Below are 20,188 nucleotides of genomic sequence, written 5' to 3' on the forward strand. Positions count from 1 at the left end.
TCACCGAGTACTCTTCAGGTTAACGGATTCCTTAGGTTATATCTAGGCTTTGTAATGAGCTGAAACCCTTGGTATGACGTTGATTTCTAGGCATGTGAAAGCCCACGCCCAGGGATGACAATGAAGGTCAAGGACGTGTGATTAGTGCAAATGTATTGCTGTCTATAACGCTAGTCTAGCGACGAAGGGCGGGCTTCATCATCCCTCCTGTTCAGCCAGCACTGGCGTCTAGAGTGGAGCTGGATCGGGCCCGGGCACCACACCAGACGGCTCGGGGCTAGGAGAGGGCAGGTCTAATCCAGGATCCGGCACCACGACGGGGTCATAGCTGGGTAGGTCATCGAGTTTGACCTCCGGTGGCGGCACTGGATCGGGTGAGAATCCTGGCTCTGGACTGTCTGAATAGACGGGAGCCTCTATAGCTTCAGCATTGGGTTTGGGACGTTCTGGCGGACTTTCCTGATAGTCAGGTGCTGCTTCGCTGTAACTGGGCTCCGCAGGATAACTGGGCTCCGTGGGATAGATGGGTTCGACGTCACCAGGGCCAATGTATTCCCGCACGGGGTTGGGAGATGAGTACGCCCCTACATCCTGTTCCTGGGTGGGAGATGCCCAAGTGGGTGATTCAAATAAGTAATCGGAGGCAGCGGTATCGGTGATACCTTCACCTGGCCATTCATTGGATGGTGGAAAGGCTTGTTCTCGGTCTAGAAAAATACCATTACGGCGAGGGCTATTGGGCTCTTCTAGCCTCAGGGAAAACCCAAACCCTAGACCACCTAGGGCAGCTAGGACTGAGGTCAGACCAACGGTAATTGGGAACCAACGAATGGTATGCGGACGGGGCGATCGCCCTTTAGATTTAGCAGATGTCGGTTGAGAGGTTGGGGGCGCTGCGGTTGCTTGGGATAGGTCTGGAGCGATGACTTGGGTGGGTTCGGTCAAATCAGCCTCTGGGTGGGATGGTTCAGTTGGAGAAGCGGCCGGGGCCACCACCTGGGTGGGAGCCGTAGAGAGGGTATGGGCAGGCGGAGTATCGGTAGTTGCTGCGTCTGTCTCTGTTTCTTTGTCTGTCTCTGCTGCCGGGCTGGCTACCTCGGATCTGGCGGATGCTTGGGAGGAGGCTACCACTTGGGGAAGCAGGGCTAGCCAATGTTCAATCCCTGAAAAGGCGCTGTGCTCGTCTGGTTTGAGGGCCTTCAGAAGCGCCTGCTCAACCACCGGACTGAGATGGGGCTGATGCTGATGCAGGTTGTGGAGCAGAGGCACCATATCCAAGGCATCCAGCGATCGCGTTTGTCCAGTCAGAGCAGCGTAGAGAACGCGGGCTAGATCCTGGAGATCTTGGGCGGGGGATGGGTAGCGTGCGGTACCTTCTTCGTTTTGGATAGTGCCAAGGCTGATGCTCCCTAGCTGGGCCGTGGGGGGTGTGGTGGGGCGCAGCACAATGGTCTGGGGGGAAACCGCTCCGTGGGGCAAGCCATGGCGATGCAGGGCCGCGAGGGCGGAGCCAACTTGGTGCACGTAGCGCAAGGCTTCGGCTTGGGAGAGGGGCTGGTGGGCGATCGCCTCTGCCAGGGTTTGTCCTTCGGGATGTTCGAGCACCAGGAAGGGCTGGTCTTGTTCAATAAAAGAGTCGATCACCCGGACAAGGTGGGGATGATGGCAGCCGTAGAGTCGCCGTCCTAGGTCTAAAAAGCGCCGGTGCATGACCTCTTGGGACTGGTCACTGTCCTTCGGTGCTATGAGGGTGCGCAGACGGACGGTTTCTTGTAAAACGCTGTGGGTCGCTAAATACGTGATACCGCGATCGCCCTCTTCGAGGACGTGACGAATCACGTATTTTCCTTGCTGCAAGTCCGCATCTTTCGTCAGCGTCATTGGGGGATCCTTGAGAACCTATCACGACACAAATATTCACATCATCCTACCCTGTTCAGGATGATTGCACTAGAACTTCTCCACCGAGAGCATCAGTTCGCTGCTTCTGGGTCAGGCGATCGCTCTAGCATCCTGAACTCATGGACATTCCAGAGCAGGTGGCCGATGGCGGAGAACTGGATCCCCTGAATGCGATCGCGCACGGCGACCAAAGATAGGGGATTGACCAAGTGAATGATCGGCATATACTCCTGGGCTAGCTTCTGGGCCTCGGCATAGAGTTGGTAGCGCGTTTCAAAATCGGTGGCTTGGGATGCTTGCACATAGAGACGACCGATTTCTGCCTCCCAGTCTGCCACCTCTCGACCGATGATGTCATCGGCATCTGGGCGGAGATTGAAGTCATGAAGGCGACCTTCAGGTGACCAGGCACTGATGCCGGAGTGGGGCTCTAGGCTGTTGGTGGTGCCTAAAATTTGTGCTTCCCAATCCAGGCTGAGGGTAATCCGATCGACGATGGCGTTGAAGGACAGGGCTTGTAGGGTGACTCGAATGCCCAATCTCCCTAGATCACGCTGGATCTGGGTAGCGATCGCGTCGGTGGTACCCGATCCGGCCACATGCATCAGAGTGAACTCAACACGGTTGCCGTCGGCATCCAAGAGCTGACCAGCCGCATCGTAGGTAAACCCGACGGATTCCAGTAAAGCTATGCCCTGGCTGGGATCATAGGCGTAGGTGGGCAGCCCATCGTCTGGGGATAGGTAAAACGGACTTTGCAGGGCGATGGAGGCATGTTGAACAGTGCCCAACCCTTGAAAGATGTTGTTAATCAAGGTTTGGCGGTCAATGCCATGGGCGATCGCTTGCCGAAATTCTTTTTGGTTAAACCAAGCCGACTTGACTGGATCCACCAACGGCTGGCCGGCGGGCCGCTGACCGCGATTCAGGTTGAACATCAGGTAGCTGGTGGAGAGGGCTGGGCCACCGTTATAGATGGTGAACTGCCCCCGAGATTCTTCCCGCTTTAGCAAGCCAAAATTTGAGGCAGATGCTCCCACCGCATCCAGCCCTCCCGACCGAAACTGCATTAGGGCCGTATCGGGAGAATCAACAATTTGCCACACCATCTCCTGCACCGGCTGCGGACTAGCGGCATCGTTCCAGGCCCAATAGCCAGGATTTTGTTCGAACACCAATCGTTGCCCTGGGATGTACTGAACCATGCGAAAGGGGCCGCTGCTGACAATCTGCTCTGCTGGTGTATCGGTTCCCCAGGTAGACAAAAATGGCAGCGGCTGACCGTCTATGGGCTCCAGCGCCGAGGCCAAGGCATGGCGGGGCATGATCGGCACCCCGCCCATGTTGCGCAACAGTGGCGCAAAGGGTTCGGGGGATATGATTTCAACCTGGCGATCGCCCACCTGTTGAACCGTCGGTAAGGCACCGGATTCGCCAATGCGCAGACTATCCCGCAGCAGCGTGGGCACGGCTGGGTTGAAGCAGACATCGTTGAAGGTAAACACCACGTCATCAACGGTCAACGGTTGTCCATCCGACCATTGCATGGCGGGACGTAGGGTGAAAACAATCCGCTGACCATCCTCACTCACCTGCCACGATTCCGCCAAGTTGGGCAGGAGTTCCCCCGTTAAGCCATTCTGGCGCAGCAAGCTCGCATAGGTGACGCCGTCAAAGACATTGGGGGATTCTTCATTCAGGGCAACATTGAAGGTTTTGGGCTCGTTGGGAAAGCTCATGGTGAGCCGCTGGGCCAACTCCGGACTGCGCTGTGCTTCCCGGCTGAGGATCGCGCCCACGCACAAAAAAGCGATCGCCCCCGCCAAGAGAGCGGCCCACCACAGCGATCGCCGCTGATTCCACCGATTGTTAAGGGTTTTAGTCAACGAAGTACAGCGTACAGATAGAGATGTTTGTACTAGAGGCTTTCGAGGTACTTCAGCAAATCTGCCATTTCTTGAGGGCTAGGCTGGAACTGAGGCATGGGCGGCGTTTGCCCACTGGTAACTTGATGGATGAGGCTCACTCGTGATTTGTGATCGGCTACATCTTGGAGACTGGGGCCCACAAGTCCATTGGCATAGAGCCCGTGGCAGCTTGAGCAGTTCATCTGAAAAATAGCATGGCCGCGCACCGGATCGCCGTCTAGGGATAAAACTTGCTGGACGTAGGGATCAGAATACCAAATCTGATAGGTTACTAGGATGCCAATGAGCAGGGCAAGTAACACAAAAAATGCGGCGAGAGCCATGTGCAGCATGGCTCGTTCTTGTAAAGGCTGCTTTTGATCTGGCGCGTTCAGTAAATCTCTAGTCACAACTCAAAGTAGCCGCAGCTATGGAACATGGGTGATGAAAACGGTTTATGAAACGTAAAACTTGGCTGTAACATTGCTGGCGACGCGTGAACCCGGATCATGTATTTGTCGCATACATAAGTTTAATTAACTTAATTCGATCTTGCAAAGCTTAAGCAGAGGTGAAGAGGGTCATTTTCGATCATGAGGGGGCGATCGCCTCGGGGATGCTAGGACTGATGTGACCACGGGGCGATCGCTCCTTTAACTTTGTACCCCTGCCCAGTATGATAAGAATGGTAAGAAATGTTGTGATGCCCCAGGTGACGTTGCCACAAACAGCCGTTCTCAACCCACGCGGATGGTTGCTCTGTAGGCAGACTGTGGGCAAAAACTCTGCCCTGAGGCACGGGTAGCACTAAGATTAAATAAAACCGTTGAGATCGAAGGAGTTGAACTGTGGTAGAGCCTCTATTGTCTGGAATTGTGTTGGGATTAGTGCCGGTGACCCTGCTAGGCCTGTTTGTGGCAGCCTATTTCCAGTACCGCCGTGGCAACGAATTCGACCTGTAGTCTGAATCTACGATGGTAGGACGGCCAGGATCCGCATAGATCCTAGGCTGTCGATCGATAGTAAACCTCTCAAGTTCCCTGGGATCTTGGGAGGTTTTGCGTTAGCAGGGCTTAGGCGTTGCCATAAAACGTGAGGGCGGTGTTGCCATACTGCTTATGGCGTACGGCGATGAGTCCGCTTGAGGTCTGGCTGGGGATGCGATCGGGGAGGGGCTGTTGAGGATCATGCTCGGCGGCGAGTTCACCGCCTGGGGCCAGTAACTGGCGGCGGGCGATCGCTTCTAGTACGGGTTGATACAGCTCACTCTGGTAGGGCGGATCAAAGTAAATGCGGTCGAAGGCACCCGACAGAGTAGCCAATTGCTGGAGCACTCCACCGCGCCGCACCTGAATCTGTTGATGGGGCTGCACCACCTGCTGCCAGTTTTGCTGCACAATCCGGCAGGCTGGCGTTGATTGGTCAATGGCGATCGCTTCTGCCGCACCGCGACACAGGGCCTCGGCTCCCATAGCGCCACTGCCAGCACAGAGATCTAGCCAGCGGCAGCCCGTGATCTCTCCCTGCCAAATATTGAATAAGGCCTGTCGAACACGGGACGGGGTGGGGCGAGTTGCCAGTCCTGGCAGGGTTTTGAGTTGACGATTGCCGTAAATGCGAATGCTCATGGTGACCCTCAGCCTTAGATGGCTACCCAAAGGCGGATTAATAGGGCGAGACCCATGGCAGCGATCGCCCCAACTAGGGTATTGATCACGTTCACCAGTTCATTGGTCAGCCAGTCCCACTGGTCTTGCAGCGTCGCACCGATCAGGCTTTCCACGGTGGTCGCCACTAAGGCCGCCACAATACAGAGACCGATGCCTAAGGGATCGATCATGCTGACGCCCCAGCCGACGAGGGCGATCGCCACCGACGCGACTGCGCCCGCCAGGGTGCCTTCCAAGCTGACTGCGCCCTCCGTGCCCCGAGGGACGGCTTGTAGCGTGGTGATCAAAAAGGTGCGTTTTCCATAGGCCTTGCCCACTTCACTGGCCGTTGTGTCGGAGAGCTTGGTGGCAAAACTGGCGACATAGCCCAAGAGGAGGAGCGATCGCCCCTCGATGTCCGTAGCTGGGAGCAGTAGTAGACCCAGGGCACAAAGCGCACCGATCAGGGCCGAGCCCCAGACGTTTTCTGGCCCCCTTGCCCCCGATCGCTTCTCGGCAATTCCCGCTGCTTCTTTCTGGGCCCGGCCAATGCGCGTCACCGCCGACCCCACCAAGAAGTAGACCATGACCACGGTATAGCCCTGCCAGCCCAAGCTACCCCAAATCAAAACGCCCAAAACCCAAGCATGCACCAGGCCCGCTGGGGTGAGGAGTGCTTTGGGTGCTAGCCAGGCGAGACCCAGCAGCACCGTGTTGAGAGCCATGGCGATCAGCCAGGAGTTAGAAAAATCAATTGCCACTGTGGTTATCCAGTCCAATGCCCTGATTGTACTGGATGCTGGAAACACCAGGAGGTTGCTGGAGTAGCCCTTGCTGATGGCTAATACTTTCGTTCCTGAGGTTCAAAACGGTTGATCACCACAGGGCGATAGGAGATGTCTACGCCAGCGGGGGAGTAGTAGGCCAGGGTGTGTTGCAGGAAGTCGGCATCGTTGCGATCGGGGAAGTCTTCGCGGCAATGGGCTCCTCGGCTTTCTCGGCGTTGCAGAGCGGATTCTAGAATAATTTGCCCAACGGTGAGCAGACTGCGCAGCTCCAGCGCCTCGGTGATCTCGGTGTTCCAAAGGGCTTGCTTGTCGTCGAGGTAAATGCGCTGGGCCTGCTCTTGGATCTGCTGCAGTTGTTCTAAACCTTGCTGCATGGTCTCGGCGGTGCGGAAGACGCCACAGTGATCGGTCATGCAGTCTTGAAAGGCTTGGCGTACCTCGGCAATGCGGTAGTCGCCGGATTGGTGGATGAGGGTGTTTACCTGCTGCTGAGCTTCGAGGACGTAGCGCCGTTCGTTTACTTCCGGCAGTTTGCGATCGCTGACATAACGGGCGATCGCCGCTCCTGTCCGTCGTCCATAGACCACGCATTCGAGCAGGGAGTTGCTGCCTAGACGATTGGCTCCGTGGACGGATACGCAGGCCGTTTCACCAGCGGAGAAGAGACCGTCTACAAAACCATCAGGGCCGCTGCGCACCTGACCATCGGTGTTCACAGGAATGCCGCCCATGGAGTAATGCACGGTAGGACGGATGGGAATGGGTTCATGGACGGCATCCACACCAGCAAGGCGATGGGCCTCTTCCCAGCAAAAGGGCACGCGGCTCATGATCTTGTCCTGGCCCATGTGTCGTAGATCGAGATAGACGAAGGGGCCGCCAGCACTGCCATCGAGGTGAATGCCGCGACCTGCGCGCAGTTCTTTGGTGATGGCGCGGGAGGTGATGTCTCGGGGCGCTAGCTCCATCTTGCTGGGAGCGTAGGTGGCCATGAAGCGATCGCCCTCACTGTTGATCAGATAGGCCCCTTCCCCCCGCACGGCTTCGGAGATCAGCACCCCAGCGGGATAGAGACCGGTGGGATGAAACTGCACGAATTCCATATCCTGCAGCGGAATCCCGGCTGCCGCCGCCATGGCTAGACCGTCCCCGGTGGAGGCAAAGTCATTGGAGGTGGTATTGTAGGCGCGTCCATAGCCGCCGGTGGCCACCATGATCGCCTTAGCTCGGGCCACTTCAATATGCCCGTCCACCAAGCGATACATCACCAGTCCTTTCGCCTGCCCCTCTTCCACAATCAGGCGCATTACATACCATTCGTCGTAAATGGTGACCCCATAGCGACGTAGATTGCTGACCAGTTCGTGCAAAATAGCGTGGCCGGTTTTATCGGCGGCGTAGCAGGTACGGCGATGGGTATGGCCACCAAAGGCCCGTTGGGCAATGCGGCCATCGGGCAATCGGGAAAACAGCACGCCCATATGTTCGAGATCAATCACCACGCCAGGGGCTTCGCGGGTCAAAATTTCCACCGCGTCTTGGTCGGCAAGGTAATCGGAGCCTTTGACCGTATCGAAGGCGTGGGCTTCCCAACTGTCGGCGGCGTCTACGTTGTTGAGGGTGGCGGCGATTCCCCCTTGGGCAGCCACGGAGTGGGAGCGGATGGGATGGGTTTTGGCAATGACGCCGATGGAGAGGGCGGAATTGGTGCGGGCAATTTCAACGGCGGCGCGGCAGCCAGCTAGGCCGCCGCCGATGATCAGAACATCATGCTCAATCATGGTCGAGGATTGTGGGTTGGGCGCTTCTATCCTGGCGCAGATCGGCGAGTTCCCCACCAAAACGCAGGGAACTCTTTAGGATGATCGGCATCTGGGAGAGCGATCGCCTGGGTAAAGGACAACTAGCTAGCCACTTGAGGATTTTGGGTGCTGACGGGCTGGCTGGCTGGACTGGATTCTGTCTTGGGTTCGACGGCCGTAAATTCAATGTGGTTGAGGAGGGTGGTGACGAAGGCGAAGAGCAAAAAGGGTAACGACAGCACCAAAATCAAGCCCACGGTGGCTAGGGCATAGATGGGACGGCTAGCGCCCATGAGAGCGAGGGCTGTAGCAAGGCTGAGGAAGATAACGATCAGCCAAACGACAATCTGACCGTAGATATCCCCGAAGGACAGGGTGCAGGCAACGCGATACTTTTCCATGTTCATGGCGGTCTAACTTCGTACTCCTTAAACTCCTAGGTTAAAGGGTGTTTGCCCTTGACCTGAGCGAACTCAACCTTTTTTTAGATGAACCGACATATGTCTTAACATACGGGGGCTAGGTTGTTCATGGCGATCGCCCTATGACCCATTCCCACCGTTACCTTTTGTTTTACAAACCCTATGCTGTGTTGACGCAGTTTAGCGATCGCACCGAGGCGTCCCGAGATACCCTGAAAGCCTATATTGACGTGCCGGGGGTCTATGCTGCTGGTCGGCTGGATCGGGATAGTGAGGGACTGTTGCTGCTGACCAACGATGGCTGGCTGCAGCATCGCTTGACCGATCCGGTGTTTGCCCATCCCCGCACCTACTGGGTACAGGTGGAACGATGTCCCGATGAGCCTGCCTTGGAGCACCTGCGGCAGGGGGTGGTGATTAAGGGCGATCGCACCCGGCCAGCCCAAGTGCGGATTCTGGAACAAGAACCCGATCTACCGCCCCGCGATCCGCCGATCCGCTTTCGGAAAACCGTGCCCACGGCCTGGCTGGAGTTGACGTTAACCGAGGGACGCAACCGCCAAGTGCGGCGAATGACGGCGGCGGTGGGCCATCCTACCCTGCGGCTAGTGCGACGAGCGATCGCCCACCTGCGCTTGGAAGGCCTGGAGCCAGGCCAATGGCGAGATCTATCGGAGGACGAAGTGATGGAACTACGGCGGATATGTCGATCGCCCCGATCAAAAAAGCGACCCTAGGATTAGGATCGCTCATTTGGAGGTTTTGCTTGAAATGGAGCTGACGGGAGTCGAACCCGTGTCCGCCTCAGCTATTGGTACTTCACTCGTTCACAGGCGTAGCTTCTCTAACCCTTGAAGCGGGAACCGTCCATTATCCCGGACGGTAGGATGCTCTGGTAAAGTCTTAGCTAGTGGTTGACCAGAGGCAGCCCACTAGAGCATCCGTTGGTTTTTGTCCACAGCCCTTAACGGAGTCACACTGCAGACGCTCGAGCCGGTTAAGAGGCGTTATTAGGCAGCAACAGGTGCCGCTTTACGAGCAAAAGGTACGATGTTGTTCGCATTTACTTTTTTTTTGAGTCTTGATTTACGAGAGTGGACTCGCTCTCGGCCTGAATCACAAAGTAGTGTTCACTAAAACGTCGAAACCATTACAGCCCCGCGTGGGTCTCCGGTAGATGCGTCGCTCTCCATGATTTGGAAGTCCATGATCTGGAGGCAAGTTCTCCCCGGTCTTACTATTATAGACGGACAATCCATCGGTTGTGTGCCCATGGGAACGTCTCACGAGTATCGTAAGACAGAAGAGCAAAGACAGAAGAGCAAAGACAGAAGAGCAAAGATAGAAGAACGAAGATAGAAGAACGAAGATAGAAGAACGAAAAGAAATTCCAGGATGCCCAAGGGTTTCCGCCTTAGTCCATAGGCGGGTTACTTCCGTCTCAGAGTCATAGGTCAATGCCTGACGATAGGTGGAGGCCATCTCAGGGCGATCGCGCCCAGGCTTGGACGAGATTGATTGCAGCGGGGACAATATTAAGTAACATGAAGGGAAATGTACGCAGTAGGCCCGTCATGGTTATACGAATTCTGATCACCGCTTGTGTTGTGCTGCTGGCGATTGGGAGTGTGGGATTTTGGGCAGCACCTGCCGCCGCGATCGCAACCGTGCCCGTGGCTGAGGTTTCATCAGGAGGTCAACCCTTGTTTCATTTTTCCGGTCAGCGTCCTTCCAATCTGGGCGTGAAGGACGGCAAACTAGCCGCTTGTCCCGCATCCCCCAACTGTGTGAGCAGCCAAGCTGATGCCGCCGACGCAGAACATGCGATCGCGCCCCTCACCTATCGCTCTACACCAGGAGAGGCGATCGCCACCCTGAAGGGCATTATTCAAGGCATGGAGCGCACGGAGATTATCGACGAATCGGATACCTATCTCTACGTTGAGTTCACCAGTGCCCTTATGGGGTTTGTGGATGATGTAGAGTTTTATGCAGAACCCGACACAGGCATTATCCATGTGCGATCGGCGTCCCGTTTGGGGCAGTCTGATCTGGGGGTGAATCGCACCCGTATTGAAGCTATTCGCACGTCTTGGACAGCTTAGCGTCTGCTGGTAGGGCATGTTCCTAGGAGCGGTCTGCCGGTCAGGGTTGTCGATTCAGTCGCCGATTGAACCGGCCGATCGGCAGATCGCTCATCCTGTAGGCGATCGTCTAGACCCCCTGCGGTCTTCACCTCTAGGACAACTACCTGTGGAATCGATGGGCTGGGTGCTTCATCCCAGGATGGCGGATGCCCCCAGTCCATCGCTGTATGTATCTTAGATTGTCACTGCGCGGCGGTCTGCGCCTTTTTCATGACTCCTTCCTCCCCTTCCCCCCAATCGAATCTAGGATCATCGTCCCCAGGGGCTGAGTATCATGCCCCCAGCGATGCTGAGCCAGTTCAAGTGTTGATTGAGTCGTCTACCCGAGCGGGATATTTGATCAACCGGCTCTTTCGCTGGTTTGGGCGGTTGTCCGACGGCAGCAAATGGATGGTGGGACTGGGGGCGATCGCCGTGGTGCTGACGGTGCTGAGTATTGTGCTAGAACTGATCTCCTTTGTGGTGAAGCTAGCGCTGCTGCTGCTCTTGGGGTTAGGCAGCTACAAGCTACTCCTGATGTGGCGATCGCCCTCGTCTACACCCCGCGATTAGCTGTTTGGGATGAGACGTAGGATTAGTCCACCCGCCCGTCATTGTCCGCAGGGGTAGCCCAATATTCGCGCTGCTGAATGCGATCGCCTTCGCTGTTACGGCGATCCTCCGGCTGGGGAGACTGCTCCATCCGATCGTCAAAGGGTTGGCTGCTGCTAGCCGGTAAGCGATCGAGCGATCGCCGCGATGGCTGACGCCGCAGGGTGCGCCAGGCTGCCTTCACCCCAACAACGAGGTTGCGCGTTGACGACTGAGCCCGCTGCACTTGCTTACGGGCACCTCCAAGTCCTTGATCCACTTGCTGCACCACCCGCTTGGCGCTTTGAACGCCATCGTTCACGTCATCGGTCAGTTCACTAATCTCCAGCCCTGTCAGACGAATGGATTCGAGGGTGGGGGGAAGTTCACGGCTTAGGGTATCAAACAGCTTTTCGGCACTGCGAGCCGCCCGCGCCAGTTCTTTCAAGGTCGGTATCATTGCAACCAAGACAGCGGCCAAACTCACGGCCACCAGCAGAATGGATACCCCCAGCCAAAATACAGGATCTATCACAGGTGTTACGTCAAACTGGAGTCGTGGGAATGGTTGCTGACCTCAGATCCGGAGTCGTCATCACGGTCAAGCGCCATCTGGCGATCGCGCTGACTGGCTTCCACCCCCGCCGCGATCGCTTCCCTGAGGCGCGTTAAGGTGCCATCCCAGTTGCGCAGGGCAGATTCTGAGAGGCGATCGGCCTGGAGCTGGACAGTGGTGGACAAATCTTCGGCAATATCCGGTAGGGCGCTCGCTGATTTTTTCAAAAGCTGACGAGTTTCCCGCCCAGTCTTAGGGGCTACCAATAGCCCAGTAATGGCTCCAACGGCTGCCCCAATCAGCAACCCGCCTACAAATGCTCCGGACGAACCCGATCGCTTTTCTACCATGCGTTTTTCTTCCTCTGCTGCACCGCATTAACATTAAACAGAAGTCTGGACGTTGTCCATTGATGGCAACCTATGCCTAATGTTGGTGTGCCCCAACTTGCCCCTAAGATACCTCAATATGTAGCGAGTTTGTGGAATTTCTAGGACAGCGATCATGGGGACTGTGGAGATTCTCCATCGCGACATCAGACCTGTCTAGCCGCTTAACGGTTACGGGGCGATCGCGTCCGGCGACGGGGGGATGGATAGCGGAGCCGCCGCCAGGCCAGTTGACCCACGGCCAGGAGCGATAAAATCTGCTGCAATCGAGCCACCTGCTGGTTCAGCCGTTCATAACTTTGCCGCAGTTGGTAGGAGCCTTTCTGTGCCGTGATGATCGCCTCCGGTGCTCCATGCAAAACATCATGGGTGCTTTGCTCTGCCGACAGGAGCGCATCGGCTACATTGGCCAAGGTGCGCCGCAGGCTCCAAACGTGCCAGGTGATATACCAACAGATGGCGGCAATCAAGACATTCAAGATCAAGACGGTGGTGACCATGGGTGTCCTATGGAAAGCAAGGGGAGAGCGATCGCCCGGATGGCTGTTTGTTCATCATACTATTGCTAGCTGCTATGAGCCGATTTGAGCCGATCCTAGGCGGTGGGGTGTGGGTTAGAACTATTGGCCCCCTGTCTTGTTCCCAGCAATCAGCCGTAAACTGTTGAGGGGCACTAGGGGTTCGCGGTCATCGGGCTATCCAGGACGTAGAATCAAGATCCCCCCGGCCATCCTGAGTTGAACGTTAGGTTACTGTGCCGGCCTCCATTCCCACTCGTGGCTTTTGTTTAGGGAGAAGCATCCATGGTTCAGTCTGCCCCAACTTCTGTACAGCGGTATGTTCATCCAGAACGCGGCAACAATAATGCGACGGGCGATCGCGCCAATCCGTATAAAACGCTGACCTTTGCCCTGCAGCGGGCTCCCAAGGGCAGCACCATTTACTTGAGCCCAGGAACCTACAACACATCCTCCGGTGAGACGTTTCCCATCCAAATTCCAGAAGGGGTGACGCTCATGGGCGAGGAGAGTAACCGGGGGCAAGCGGTGATTATTTCTGGCGGAGGGCTGTTTAGCAGTGCCTCCTTTGGGCAGCAGAATGTGGCCTTGGTGCCAGCGGATGGGGTGCGGCTGGTGGGGCTGAGTGTCACCAACCCCAATGCGCGCGGTACTGGCGTTTGGATTGAGTCTAGCCAACCTGCGATCGCCCACTGCACCTTTGTGGACTGCGGGCGGGAAGGTGTGTTTGTCACTGGCAGCGCGACGCCGGAACTGGTCAACAACCTCTTTCGGCGCAATGCCGCCAGCGGTATCTCTATTGTGCGCAACGCTAAGGGCGAACTACGTCACAATATCTTTCAGCAAACCGGCTATGGCATCGCCATTAGTGACCAAGCCGCGCCCCTTTTGGCAGACAACCAGATTTTGGAAAATCATTCCGGTATTGTCCTATCGCGATCGGCCCGGCCGGTGCTGCGCAATAACTGGATTGCCCGCAATACCCGCATTGGCTTGCTGATTCGCGATACGGCCCAGCCCGATCTAGGTCGGAGCCTGTCGCCGGGGGGCAATGTTTTTGATGGCAATATTCAAGCCGATGTGGTGAACGAAAGTACGGCAAAAGCAGTGTCGGTGGGCAATCAAATCAACCTGAACCGCACCACAGGAACGATTGAATTTGCGGCCATGGCTCCTGGGGCAACCCTGCCGACACCCACGCCCAGCTCCCTGCAAGTCCGGGCAGAGCCGGTGGTGGTTCCTCCAGCGCCAGCGCCCGCGCCTCCAGCACCAGTGCCCGCACCGCCCGCCACCGCATCCACCACAGAGGTGACGCTGACGGATATCCAGGGCTATTGGGCAGAGCACTTTATTCGCGGCTTGGTGCGTCGGGGCATTGTCAGTGGCTTTACCGATGGCACCTTTCGTCCTGAACTCACCGTGACCCGTGCCCAATATGCCACCTTTGTCTCCCAGGCGTTTCAACTGCCTGATACGGTCGCGCCAGCTTCGTTTTCCGACGTGCCATCCAATTTCTGGGCGGTGGGGGCGATCGCTAAGGCCCAAACCATGGGGTTCCTGTCAGGATTTGCGGATGGCACCTTCCGACCCAATCAAACCATGAGCCGCGTTCAGGTGATTGAGTCGTTGGTGAAAGGGCTAGATTTAACCGGCGGTACACCCAATTCTCTCCAGGTCTATCGCGATCGCAACCAGATTCCCAGCCAGTCAGCCGTAGCGGTGGCCACGGCCACCCAGAAGCGTATGGTTGTGAACCACCCCTTGGTGGATATGCTCAATCCCATGCAAACGATTACCCGTGCCCAGCTTTCGGCCTTGCTCTACCAAGCCTTGGTGATCACGGGGCGGGGATGGGCGATCGCGTCCCCCTTCATTGTGGAACCTGCCTTGGCAACGCCTTCTTTCTCTGACATTGATGGCCATTGGGCCGCGCCCTTCATCCGTGGCTTAGCCAGTCAGGGGTTCATCCGTGGCTTTGTAGATGGCACCTTTCGCCCCAATGCGTTGATGACTCGGGCGGAATATGCGGCGCTGCTGTCTGGCACCTTCAATCCCCTGCCCGATCGCCCCGTGGTGACCTTTGATGATGTGCCCAATAGTTTTTGGGCCGCTGGGGTGATTCAGCGAGCCTATCGAGGCAAGTGGCTGTCAGGGTTTGGCGACGGTAGCTTCCGCCCGCAGGATAATTTGCTCAAGCTGCATGTGTTGCTGTCCTTAGCCAGTGGCTTGGGGCTAGAACCAGGCGATCGCCAGTTGTTGAACTTTTTTACGGATAAGGATCGCATTCCCACCTATGCCCTCGATGCTGTCGCTGCGGCCACTGCCCAGGAAATTGTGGTGAACCATCCCCAACTGCAGGAGCTGAATCCCAACCAAACCGCAACCAGGGCAGAGGTCACTGCAATGGTGTATCAGGCCTTGGTGTATGCCCAGCGATCGCAGCCCGTCACCTCGACGTTTGTGGTGAAGCCTGACGCATCCATTTCCAATGATCCCGACGGATCAGTTATTCCCACTGATCCCAGTGGTTCGGTGGTGATACCTCCCACAGCTCCAAGGGTGATGCTCGATCCAGGACATGGCGGTACCGATCCCGGCACAGTGGGGGTCGGTGGGTTGAAGGAAAAAGATTTGGTATTGCCCGTCGCTCAGTCTGTCGCGTTTCAGCTTCAGCAGGCCGGAGTGCTTGTCTCTCTAACGCGATCGACCGATCAAGCCGTGGCGTCGGATGCGCGCGTGAAAGCAGCCGAAGACTTTAAAGCTGATTTATTGGTCAGTATTCACGCCAATGCCCTAAGTCTCAGTCGCTATGAGGTGAATGGGGTGGAGACCTACTATTACCGCTCCTCCGATGAGGGGGGAGAGCTAGCGCGAGTGGTGCATGATCAAATTTTGCAAAAAGTAGGCATCAAGGACTTGGGCGTTCGTCAAGCTACGTTCCTCACCCTCCGCCAAACCACCATGCCATCGGTGTTAGTGGAAGTTGGCTATGTCACCACTCAAACTGATGAAACCAATCTCATTGACGAGAGTTACGTGAAAAAGCTCGCCGACGGCATTGCGGAAGGCATTAAGGTTCATCTACGTCGCCGAGGAGCGATCGCCTCCTAGTACCACAAGACAGAAGAACGAAGATAGAAAAACGAAGACAGAAGAACGAAAAGGATTTCCAGGACGCACAAGGTTTCCCGCCTGAGCAACTAGGCGGGTTACTTCTGTCTCAGAGTATGAGGCTCTGGTTTAAAACCTGCTAAACCCCTTGATCTTTCGTACGAGAGCATCAGGATTTGGATGAGGTTTAAAACACTCCCCAGTACTAAGAGGCGATACGTCCAGGGATGCAGGGGTAGTCTAGATGTCGCGTCTATCGATGGTGTCTAAAATCATCGATAGACGGGGCGTGATGCTAGGAGCGATCGCTTGCGGATAGTGGGTGAGGGCATAGAAGGGCTGTCCATCGCGATCGCCCAGAAACAAGGAGCCACGATAAACGGTGTCGTCTACTGTATGTTGAAAGTCAATGCGTTCATCAGCCCACGTATAGGTGAGCACGCGCGTGCGATCGACCATCTGCCAGCGACGATTGGCGAGGATGCCGTCGTCTCCTAGGACGCGATCGCGCAGCTCATCAATGGTGACCTCGCCAACTGGGACAACGATTTGGAGATAGATGAATGGGTTGGGTTCGCCGTCATCCTGGGTTTGGTTAAACTGAACAGATTGAGTGTCCCCGACGGTTTCAAATAGACGGCTAAACTCTCCTCGGGGGGTGTAAAGCGTGAGGGGAAACTCTTGATGGTCGAACAGCTCAAGTTCTACTTCCGTGGGCTGGCCATCGACCATCACTAGGGTCAGCTTGGTGGGTGGGAGTTCTTGTCCAGAATCAGATTCAGGGGGCGTCTCGTTTTCAGAGGGGTCGCTATTGATGTCTAGTTGTTCTCCGAAGCTCGATGACCAGTTTTCTAGCCAGTCGGGCATGGTTGTGCAGGCCGCTAAGGTTAGACCTGAAACGATGCTCAGAACTATCCAAGGTGTCCATTTCATGGCGAGGTACGGCGAAGAGCTACAGGTTTAATGCGGGAACAAACAAGAGCGATCGCCTGCCTGCATAAGGTATCAAAGACTGGGTTGCAACGGGCTAGATTCATAAACGGGCAATGGAACTGAACCGGCTTAGATGGTAAGCAATCATGGGGATTCAAACACGCAGACTGGAATGAAGCTTATCCCAAACTATACGCTAAGGCGAGTCGTTTGCGATCGCTCCCTTCGGCTGGCAGACAGGGCAAAAATGGGCCGATCGCCCCGCCAGCTTGATGCGTTCGATGACGGTGTCACACAATCGGCAGCGATCGCCTTCTCGACCATAGACCCAGGCTAAGCCGCCATAGTTGCCGTTGACGCCTTGCAGATCTCGAAAGGTGCTGATGGTGGTGCCGCCCGACTCAATGCCTTCCCGCAGCACTCGCTGGATCATGGCGTGTAGGGTCGTGCATTGATCGATCGAAAGGGTGGAGCTATCGGTAGTGGGATGGATGCCGCTGAGGAACAGCGCTTCATCGGCATAGATATTGCCCACGCCAGCCACAAACTGTTGATCTAACAGGGCCGTTTTAATCGGTCGGCGGCGATCGCTCAGCCAATGGGCCACATAGTCCACCGAAAAGTCGGAGGTAAAGGGATCGGGGCCCAGGCGAGTTAAACCGGTGATCACCTGGGAGGGTTCCATGCCCGGCGGCACCCACCACATGCGCCCAAAGGTGCGTTGATCGACAAACCGCAGTTCGCGATCGCCCTCAAACCATAGCCGCACTCGACAATGCTTCTCTAGGGGCGTGGTTGGCGGTACCCAAAAGAGCTGACCGGTCATACGTAGATGCACACCCAACCAGGCCGAGGGGGTTGTTGAGGGTGCTGCTGACGTGATTTCTGCGAGCAAATACTTGCCGCGCCGATGCCATTGGGCGATCGCCTGTCCGGTGAGTCCGGCAATGAAATCGTCCATACAAAATGGGTGGGCAATGGTGCGATCAAGCAACACATCCCCACCCACAATGGTTTGATGTAGGGTAGCTGCATTCAGCCCCCGACATACTGTTTCAACTTCTGGTAGCTCGGGCACAGTCAGTTTGCAAAACGTAGAGTAAATCTAGTCTAGCGGCTTTCCGTGCTAGAGAGTCTTACTTTTTCTTCGCTGGTGCCGAAACTTCTTCCACTTCATCTAGGGAGAAGTTGTTGGTGTTAACACCGCCAGCGGAGCCGCTAAAACCGGTGTAGTTTACCTTGTCAAACCGTACAATAACGGGGTATTTAATGCCGCTTTGATCTACGGAAGCAACGGTTCCTACATCTTTGTACCAGTAGGATTCTTTGCGCAGAATACGAACTTTTGAACCACGTTGAACCATGAGAGTTTTCCTTTCAGGCTATGTCCAATTATTAACGTCGGCACGCTACCCCTTGCCGCTCGATAATACGGGATAAAAAGGTCTGGAGACTTAGCTCATGTTACGGTGCAAGGGGCAAAACAGCGTTGTTTACAGCGTACTACTGGTTTGGGGGTCTCCGGTCATTTTGGTTTTTAAGTTTTATTGCCGACGGTCACGACCTGGCAACAATTTCATAAGACTTTGTCCCAATCGATGTCCTCTGGTGTTTGCTGGGCGTCTTGTTCTTCGGAGGGTGTGGTAGGCAGGTCATCCGCTGGGTCAAAGAAGTCTGAGAGATCCACGTTGAATTCTGAAAGATCGACCTGGTCAGGGTCATTGAACTCTGAGAGAACCACATGGTCAGGGCCGGAGACGGTTCCATGGTTAGCTTCAGCAAGGCTCGTATCACCAGAGATACCCATATCACCATGAGAGACATGAGAGACATCTTCATCAGAGATATCTATATCAATGAAGTCTTGGGCCTGGTCAGGGGCGATCGCTGGCTCTTCTGCCGTTTCTGACACGGTCGTTTCTGATCCGTCTGCTTCTTCCTGCGGGTTGATCACGGGCCCAACCACAATCTGCTGGATGATCTCTTGGTTGTCTCGCACATTGATCAACGTACCTTGCTCAGCCATTTTCTGGAGCTGATCGGCTTGCACCTGTTCTTGATCGCCGTAGAGTTCAGCTAGGGCGTCTCGCATTTCCTGCACCCAACTGGAATTTTCGCCCTGGATGATCTGCTCTGTGCCATTGACGAGGGCTTCAATATTGGCCTGCTGCTGCCGGGCTGTTTCGGGGAGGGCGCGCCACCAGGCTCGCAGATCGTATAAATCGGATGCGGCGGTGTTGCAAGAAATAAGATTGGGTTCTACCCGCTTAAATTCCAGAAATCCAGCGAAGGCGGCGGCAAAGGAACTGCTGACGGCAACCCAGACTTCAAAGCCCACGGCAGCCAAGAGGGTGCCGACCCCGCCGAGAATATAAACCCACCATTGAAGCTGGGTGAGTTCTCGCCCAAGCCGCTGAGCTTTTTTGCGGTAATAGTCAAACTGATCTTCTAGGCGATAGATCAGGTATAAATCAGCGCTTAGGTCTGAGAAACCATCATCTCCCCGCGATCGCGCTGCGCCATAGGGCGGTGGTAGCTCGCCATCATAGACGTCCAGCCCAGATTGGTTCACCTGGGTCTCCATGACGTGCTTGCCGACAATTTTAATCTTGCGCGCTAGGACAACCTCTCGAATTTCCGATGCATCCGCAGCGTAGATGTCTACCTGGGTGCGATAGCGATAGATTTCCTTTTTCAGGGTTTCTGCACTGCCCCGCAGCATCACCCAGTTGACCCCCATGTTGAATTTAATGGAGGCAGCAATCAAAATCGTTACCAAAATGGGCAGCAGAATCACCAAGAGGCTCATTGACCCCATGATGGCCTCGTTGGTATTGCGCAGTCGTCCGGTGGCGACCGATTGAATAAAGTCTGAGAGGGGTGGCCCTTCTTGTCCTAAGGCAACTTCCAAGACCAGGTATAGGACTGCAATGGTGGTCGAGGCAACTCCTAGGCTGGCGACCCATTTTCGCTGCCGAATGAAGGCTTTTTGAGCCTTGACGGCGTTTTTGTCGTAGTCTCCAAAGCGCTGCCAAGCATCCTCAAGCACCGGTGTGCGAGGTTGAGGGGAGTCAGAAGCGTGATCTGGATTGGCCGCCTGGGAGGTTGTCGAGGCTGGGGTGCCTCTAGCGGCTGGTTTTGGGGTTGGAGGTTGGGAGGACGATGGCGGTTTAGCAGATGCAGATGACATGACTGATTCCTAAACATGACGATACAGTAAGGCACGGTCAGTAGCTGGGGATGATAGATGATCCCATCCCTTCAACGAGGTGGGGTTGAAGTTTTGAGGGATGGGGTTGTGTTGATTTTACCTATTTGTTGGAGAGCGATCGCATACCAGGAAAGGAATGCTGTCACGGAGAGTTGATAGCAGCAATAGGAAGATGTCGAGGCTATGTATCAAAAACTCTGAAGCGATCGCTCTTGCTTTGAAGGGTGAGAACCCGATAGCGTAAAGGTAGTCTACTTAATAGCGTTGCCCATGGTAGGGTGGC

20 protein-coding genes and 1 other RNA gene are annotated in these 20,188 nt (G+C 55.7%); 5 read left to right on the top strand and 16 right to left on the bottom strand.

The annotated features are described in order from the left end of the window. Positions 1–228 precede the first annotated feature (228 nt). The 3 genes from JUJ53_RS20750 to JUJ53_RS20760 all read right to left on the bottom strand — a co-directional run bounded on the left by JUJ53_RS20750 (position 229) and on the right by JUJ53_RS20760 (position 4,153). Positions 229–1,881 (bottom strand): protein kinase, encoded by a 1,653-nt coding sequence (locus JUJ53_RS20750; protein WP_204153942.1) that lies wholly within the window; start codon positions 1,879–1,881, stop codon positions 229–231. A 92-nt stretch (positions 1,882–1,973) separates the two neighbouring features. Continuing rightward, a complete protein-coding gene (locus tag JUJ53_RS20755; RefSeq protein ID WP_239125252.1) occupies positions 1,974–3,788 on the bottom strand; it encodes an ABC transporter substrate-binding protein in 1,815 nt (604 codons plus the stop codon). 32 nt (positions 3,789–3,820) lie between these two features. After that, positions 3,821–4,153 (bottom strand): cytochrome c, encoded by a 333-nt coding sequence (locus JUJ53_RS20760; protein ID WP_239125272.1) that lies wholly within the window; start codon positions 4,151–4,153, stop codon positions 3,821–3,823. Between the two features lie 504 nt (positions 4,154–4,657). Here JUJ53_RS20760 and petG point away from each other — a divergent pair. Continuing rightward, a complete protein-coding gene (gene petG / locus JUJ53_RS20765) occupies positions 4,658–4,771 on the top strand; it encodes a cytochrome b6-f complex subunit PetG (RefSeq protein WP_204153943.1) in 114 nt (37 codons plus the stop codon). Between the two features lie 111 nt (positions 4,772–4,882). Here petG and rsmD read toward each other — a convergent pair whose 3' ends face one another. The 4 genes from rsmD to JUJ53_RS20785 form a co-directional block, all read right to left on the bottom strand. After that, positions 4,883–5,437, bottom strand: coding sequence for a 16S rRNA (guanine(966)-N(2))-methyltransferase RsmD (gene rsmD / locus JUJ53_RS20770; protein WP_204153944.1), 555 nt, complete (start codon positions 5,435–5,437; stop codon positions 4,883–4,885). A 14-nt stretch (positions 5,438–5,451) separates the two neighbouring features. Beyond that, on the bottom strand, positions 5,452–6,219 hold the full coding sequence (locus JUJ53_RS20775; protein WP_343328003.1) for a TIGR00297 family protein: 768 nt from the start codon (positions 6,217–6,219) through the stop codon (positions 5,452–5,454). A gap of 80 nt (positions 6,220–6,299) precedes the next feature. Next, positions 6,300–8,027 (bottom strand): succinate dehydrogenase/fumarate reductase flavoprotein subunit, encoded by a 1,728-nt coding sequence (locus tag JUJ53_RS20780; RefSeq protein ID WP_204153945.1) that lies wholly within the window; start codon positions 8,025–8,027, stop codon positions 6,300–6,302. Positions 8,028–8,149: 122 nt separating this feature from the next. Next, positions 8,150–8,455, bottom strand: coding sequence for a hypothetical protein (locus JUJ53_RS20785; RefSeq protein WP_204153946.1), 306 nt, complete (start codon positions 8,453–8,455; stop codon positions 8,150–8,152). 137 nt (positions 8,456–8,592) lie between these two features. Here JUJ53_RS20785 and JUJ53_RS20790 point away from each other — a divergent pair, with 137 nt between their 5' ends. Continuing rightward, the gene (locus JUJ53_RS20790) at positions 8,593–9,207 is read left to right on the top strand and encodes a pseudouridine synthase (protein ID WP_204153947.1); all 615 of its coding nucleotides are present in this window, start codon (positions 8,593–8,595) and stop codon (positions 9,205–9,207) included. A gap of 32 nt (positions 9,208–9,239) precedes the next feature. On the opposite strand, the gene ssrA is transcribed toward JUJ53_RS20790, so the two are convergent. After that, positions 9,240–9,630: a transfer-messenger RNA gene (ssrA, locus tag JUJ53_RS20795) on the bottom strand. Positions 9,631–10,173: 543 nt separating this feature from the next. On the opposite strand from ssrA, the gene JUJ53_RS20800 reads away from it, so the two are divergent. Then, positions 10,174–10,575 carry a DUF1499 domain-containing protein gene (locus JUJ53_RS20800; protein WP_343328010.1) on the top strand — a complete coding sequence of 134 codons (402 nt, stop codon included), beginning with the start codon at positions 10,174–10,176 and terminating at the stop codon, positions 10,573–10,575. On the opposite strand, the gene JUJ53_RS20805 is transcribed toward JUJ53_RS20800, so the two are convergent. After that, a complete protein-coding gene (locus JUJ53_RS20805) occupies positions 10,572–10,778 on the bottom strand; it encodes a hypothetical protein (protein ID WP_204153949.1) in 207 nt (68 codons plus the stop codon). The two genes, JUJ53_RS20800 and JUJ53_RS20805, sit on opposite strands and share 4 nt — an antisense overlap. Before the next feature lie 49 nt (positions 10,779–10,827). Between JUJ53_RS20805 and JUJ53_RS20810 the strand changes: the two genes are divergently transcribed. Continuing rightward, entirely contained in the window at positions 10,828–11,169 is a 342-nt protein-coding gene (locus JUJ53_RS20810; RefSeq protein WP_204153950.1) for a hypothetical protein, read from the top strand. 22 nt (positions 11,170–11,191) lie between these two features. On the opposite strand, the gene JUJ53_RS20815 is transcribed toward JUJ53_RS20810, so the two are convergent. From JUJ53_RS20815 to JUJ53_RS20825, 3 genes are all read right to left on the bottom strand, one after another. Then, positions 11,192–11,722 carry a DUF948 domain-containing protein gene (locus JUJ53_RS20815; protein WP_204153951.1) on the bottom strand — a complete coding sequence of 177 codons (531 nt, stop codon included), beginning with the start codon at positions 11,720–11,722 and terminating at the stop codon, positions 11,192–11,194. A 5-nt stretch (positions 11,723–11,727) separates the two neighbouring features. Beyond that, positions 11,728–12,093: a YtxH domain-containing protein gene (locus JUJ53_RS20820; RefSeq protein WP_204153952.1), complete on the bottom strand. Its 366-nt coding sequence runs from the start codon at positions 12,091–12,093 to the stop codon at positions 11,728–11,730. 203 nt (positions 12,094–12,296) lie between these two features. After that, positions 12,297–12,632: a hypothetical protein gene (locus tag JUJ53_RS20825; protein ID WP_204153953.1), complete on the bottom strand. Its 336-nt coding sequence runs from the start codon at positions 12,630–12,632 to the stop codon at positions 12,297–12,299. A gap of 303 nt (positions 12,633–12,935) precedes the next feature. Here JUJ53_RS20825 and JUJ53_RS20830 point away from each other — a divergent pair, with 303 nt between their 5' ends. After that, positions 12,936–15,761, top strand: coding sequence for an S-layer homology domain-containing protein (locus JUJ53_RS20830; RefSeq protein ID WP_204153954.1), 2,826 nt, complete (start codon positions 12,936–12,938; stop codon positions 15,759–15,761). A gap of 240 nt (positions 15,762–16,001) precedes the next feature. Here the strand turns inward: JUJ53_RS20830 and JUJ53_RS20835 are convergent, their stop codons facing one another. The 4 genes from JUJ53_RS20835 to JUJ53_RS20850 all read right to left on the bottom strand — a co-directional run bounded on the left by JUJ53_RS20835 (position 16,002) and on the right by JUJ53_RS20850 (position 19,884). Further along, positions 16,002–16,694, bottom strand: coding sequence for a hypothetical protein (locus JUJ53_RS20835; RefSeq protein WP_204153955.1), 693 nt, complete (start codon positions 16,692–16,694; stop codon positions 16,002–16,004). 196 nt (positions 16,695–16,890) lie between these two features. Next, positions 16,891–17,772 (bottom strand): DNA-formamidopyrimidine glycosylase, encoded by an 882-nt coding sequence (locus JUJ53_RS20840; protein WP_204153956.1) that lies wholly within the window; start codon positions 17,770–17,772, stop codon positions 16,891–16,893. A 58-nt stretch (positions 17,773–17,830) separates the two neighbouring features. Beyond that, positions 17,831–18,058 carry a photosystem I reaction center subunit IV gene (locus JUJ53_RS20845; RefSeq protein WP_204153957.1) on the bottom strand — a complete coding sequence of 76 codons (228 nt, stop codon included), beginning with the start codon at positions 18,056–18,058 and terminating at the stop codon, positions 17,831–17,833. A 212-nt stretch (positions 18,059–18,270) separates the two neighbouring features. Next, the gene (locus JUJ53_RS20850) at positions 18,271–19,884 is read right to left on the bottom strand and encodes a DUF4231 domain-containing protein (protein ID WP_204153958.1); all 1,614 of its coding nucleotides are present in this window, start codon (positions 19,882–19,884) and stop codon (positions 18,271–18,273) included. Between the last annotated feature and the right edge of the window lie 304 nt (positions 19,885–20,188).

The sequence above is a fragment of the Leptolyngbya sp. CCY15150 genome (genome assembly GCF_016888135.1).
Taxonomy (GTDB): Bacteria; Cyanobacteriota; Cyanobacteriia; order RECH01; family RECH01; genus RECH01.

What these genes read in the sequence shown, in the direction of transcription:
- rsmD (WP_204153944.1), bottom strand. Translation starts at nt 5,437, where the DNA reads ATGAGCATTCGCATTTACGGCAATCGTCAACTCAAAACCCTGCCAGGA.
- JUJ53_RS20760 (WP_239125272.1), bottom strand. Translation starts at nt 4,153, where the DNA reads ATGGCTCTCGCCGCATTTTTTGTGTTACTTGCCCTGCTCATTGGCATC.
- JUJ53_RS20845 (WP_204153957.1), bottom strand. Translation starts at nt 18,058, where the DNA reads ATGGTTCAACGTGGTTCAAAAGTTCGTATTCTGCGCAAAGAATCCTAC.
- JUJ53_RS20850 (WP_204153958.1), bottom strand. Translation starts at nt 19,884, where the DNA reads ATGTCATCTGCATCTGCTAAACCGCCATCGTCCTCCCAACCTCCAACC.
- JUJ53_RS20780 (WP_204153945.1), bottom strand. Translation starts at nt 8,027, where the DNA reads ATGATTGAGCATGATGTTCTGATCATCGGCGGCGGCCTAGCTGGCTGC.
- JUJ53_RS20820 (WP_204153952.1), bottom strand. Translation starts at nt 12,093, where the DNA reads ATGGTAGAAAAGCGATCGGGTTCGTCCGGAGCATTTGTAGGCGGGTTG.
- JUJ53_RS20805 (WP_204153949.1), bottom strand. Translation starts at nt 10,778, where the DNA reads ATGGACTGGGGGCATCCGCCATCCTGGGATGAAGCACCCAGCCCATCG.
- JUJ53_RS20785 (WP_204153946.1), bottom strand. Translation starts at nt 8,455, where the DNA reads ATGAACATGGAAAAGTATCGCGTTGCCTGCACCCTGTCCTTCGGGGAT.
- JUJ53_RS20830 (WP_204153954.1), top strand. Translation starts at nt 12,936, where the DNA reads ATGGTTCAGTCTGCCCCAACTTCTGTACAGCGGTATGTTCATCCAGAA.
- JUJ53_RS20810 (WP_204153950.1), top strand. Translation starts at nt 10,828, where the DNA reads ATGACTCCTTCCTCCCCTTCCCCCCAATCGAATCTAGGATCATCGTCC.
- JUJ53_RS20790 (WP_204153947.1), top strand. Translation starts at nt 8,593, where the DNA reads ATGACCCATTCCCACCGTTACCTTTTGTTTTACAAACCCTATGCTGTG.
- JUJ53_RS20825 (WP_204153953.1), bottom strand. Translation starts at nt 12,632, where the DNA reads ATGGTCACCACCGTCTTGATCTTGAATGTCTTGATTGCCGCCATCTGT.
- JUJ53_RS20750 (WP_204153942.1), bottom strand. Translation starts at nt 1,881, where the DNA reads ATGACGCTGACGAAAGATGCGGACTTGCAGCAAGGAAAATACGTGATT.
- JUJ53_RS20835 (WP_204153955.1), bottom strand. Translation starts at nt 16,694, where the DNA reads ATGAAATGGACACCTTGGATAGTTCTGAGCATCGTTTCAGGTCTAACC.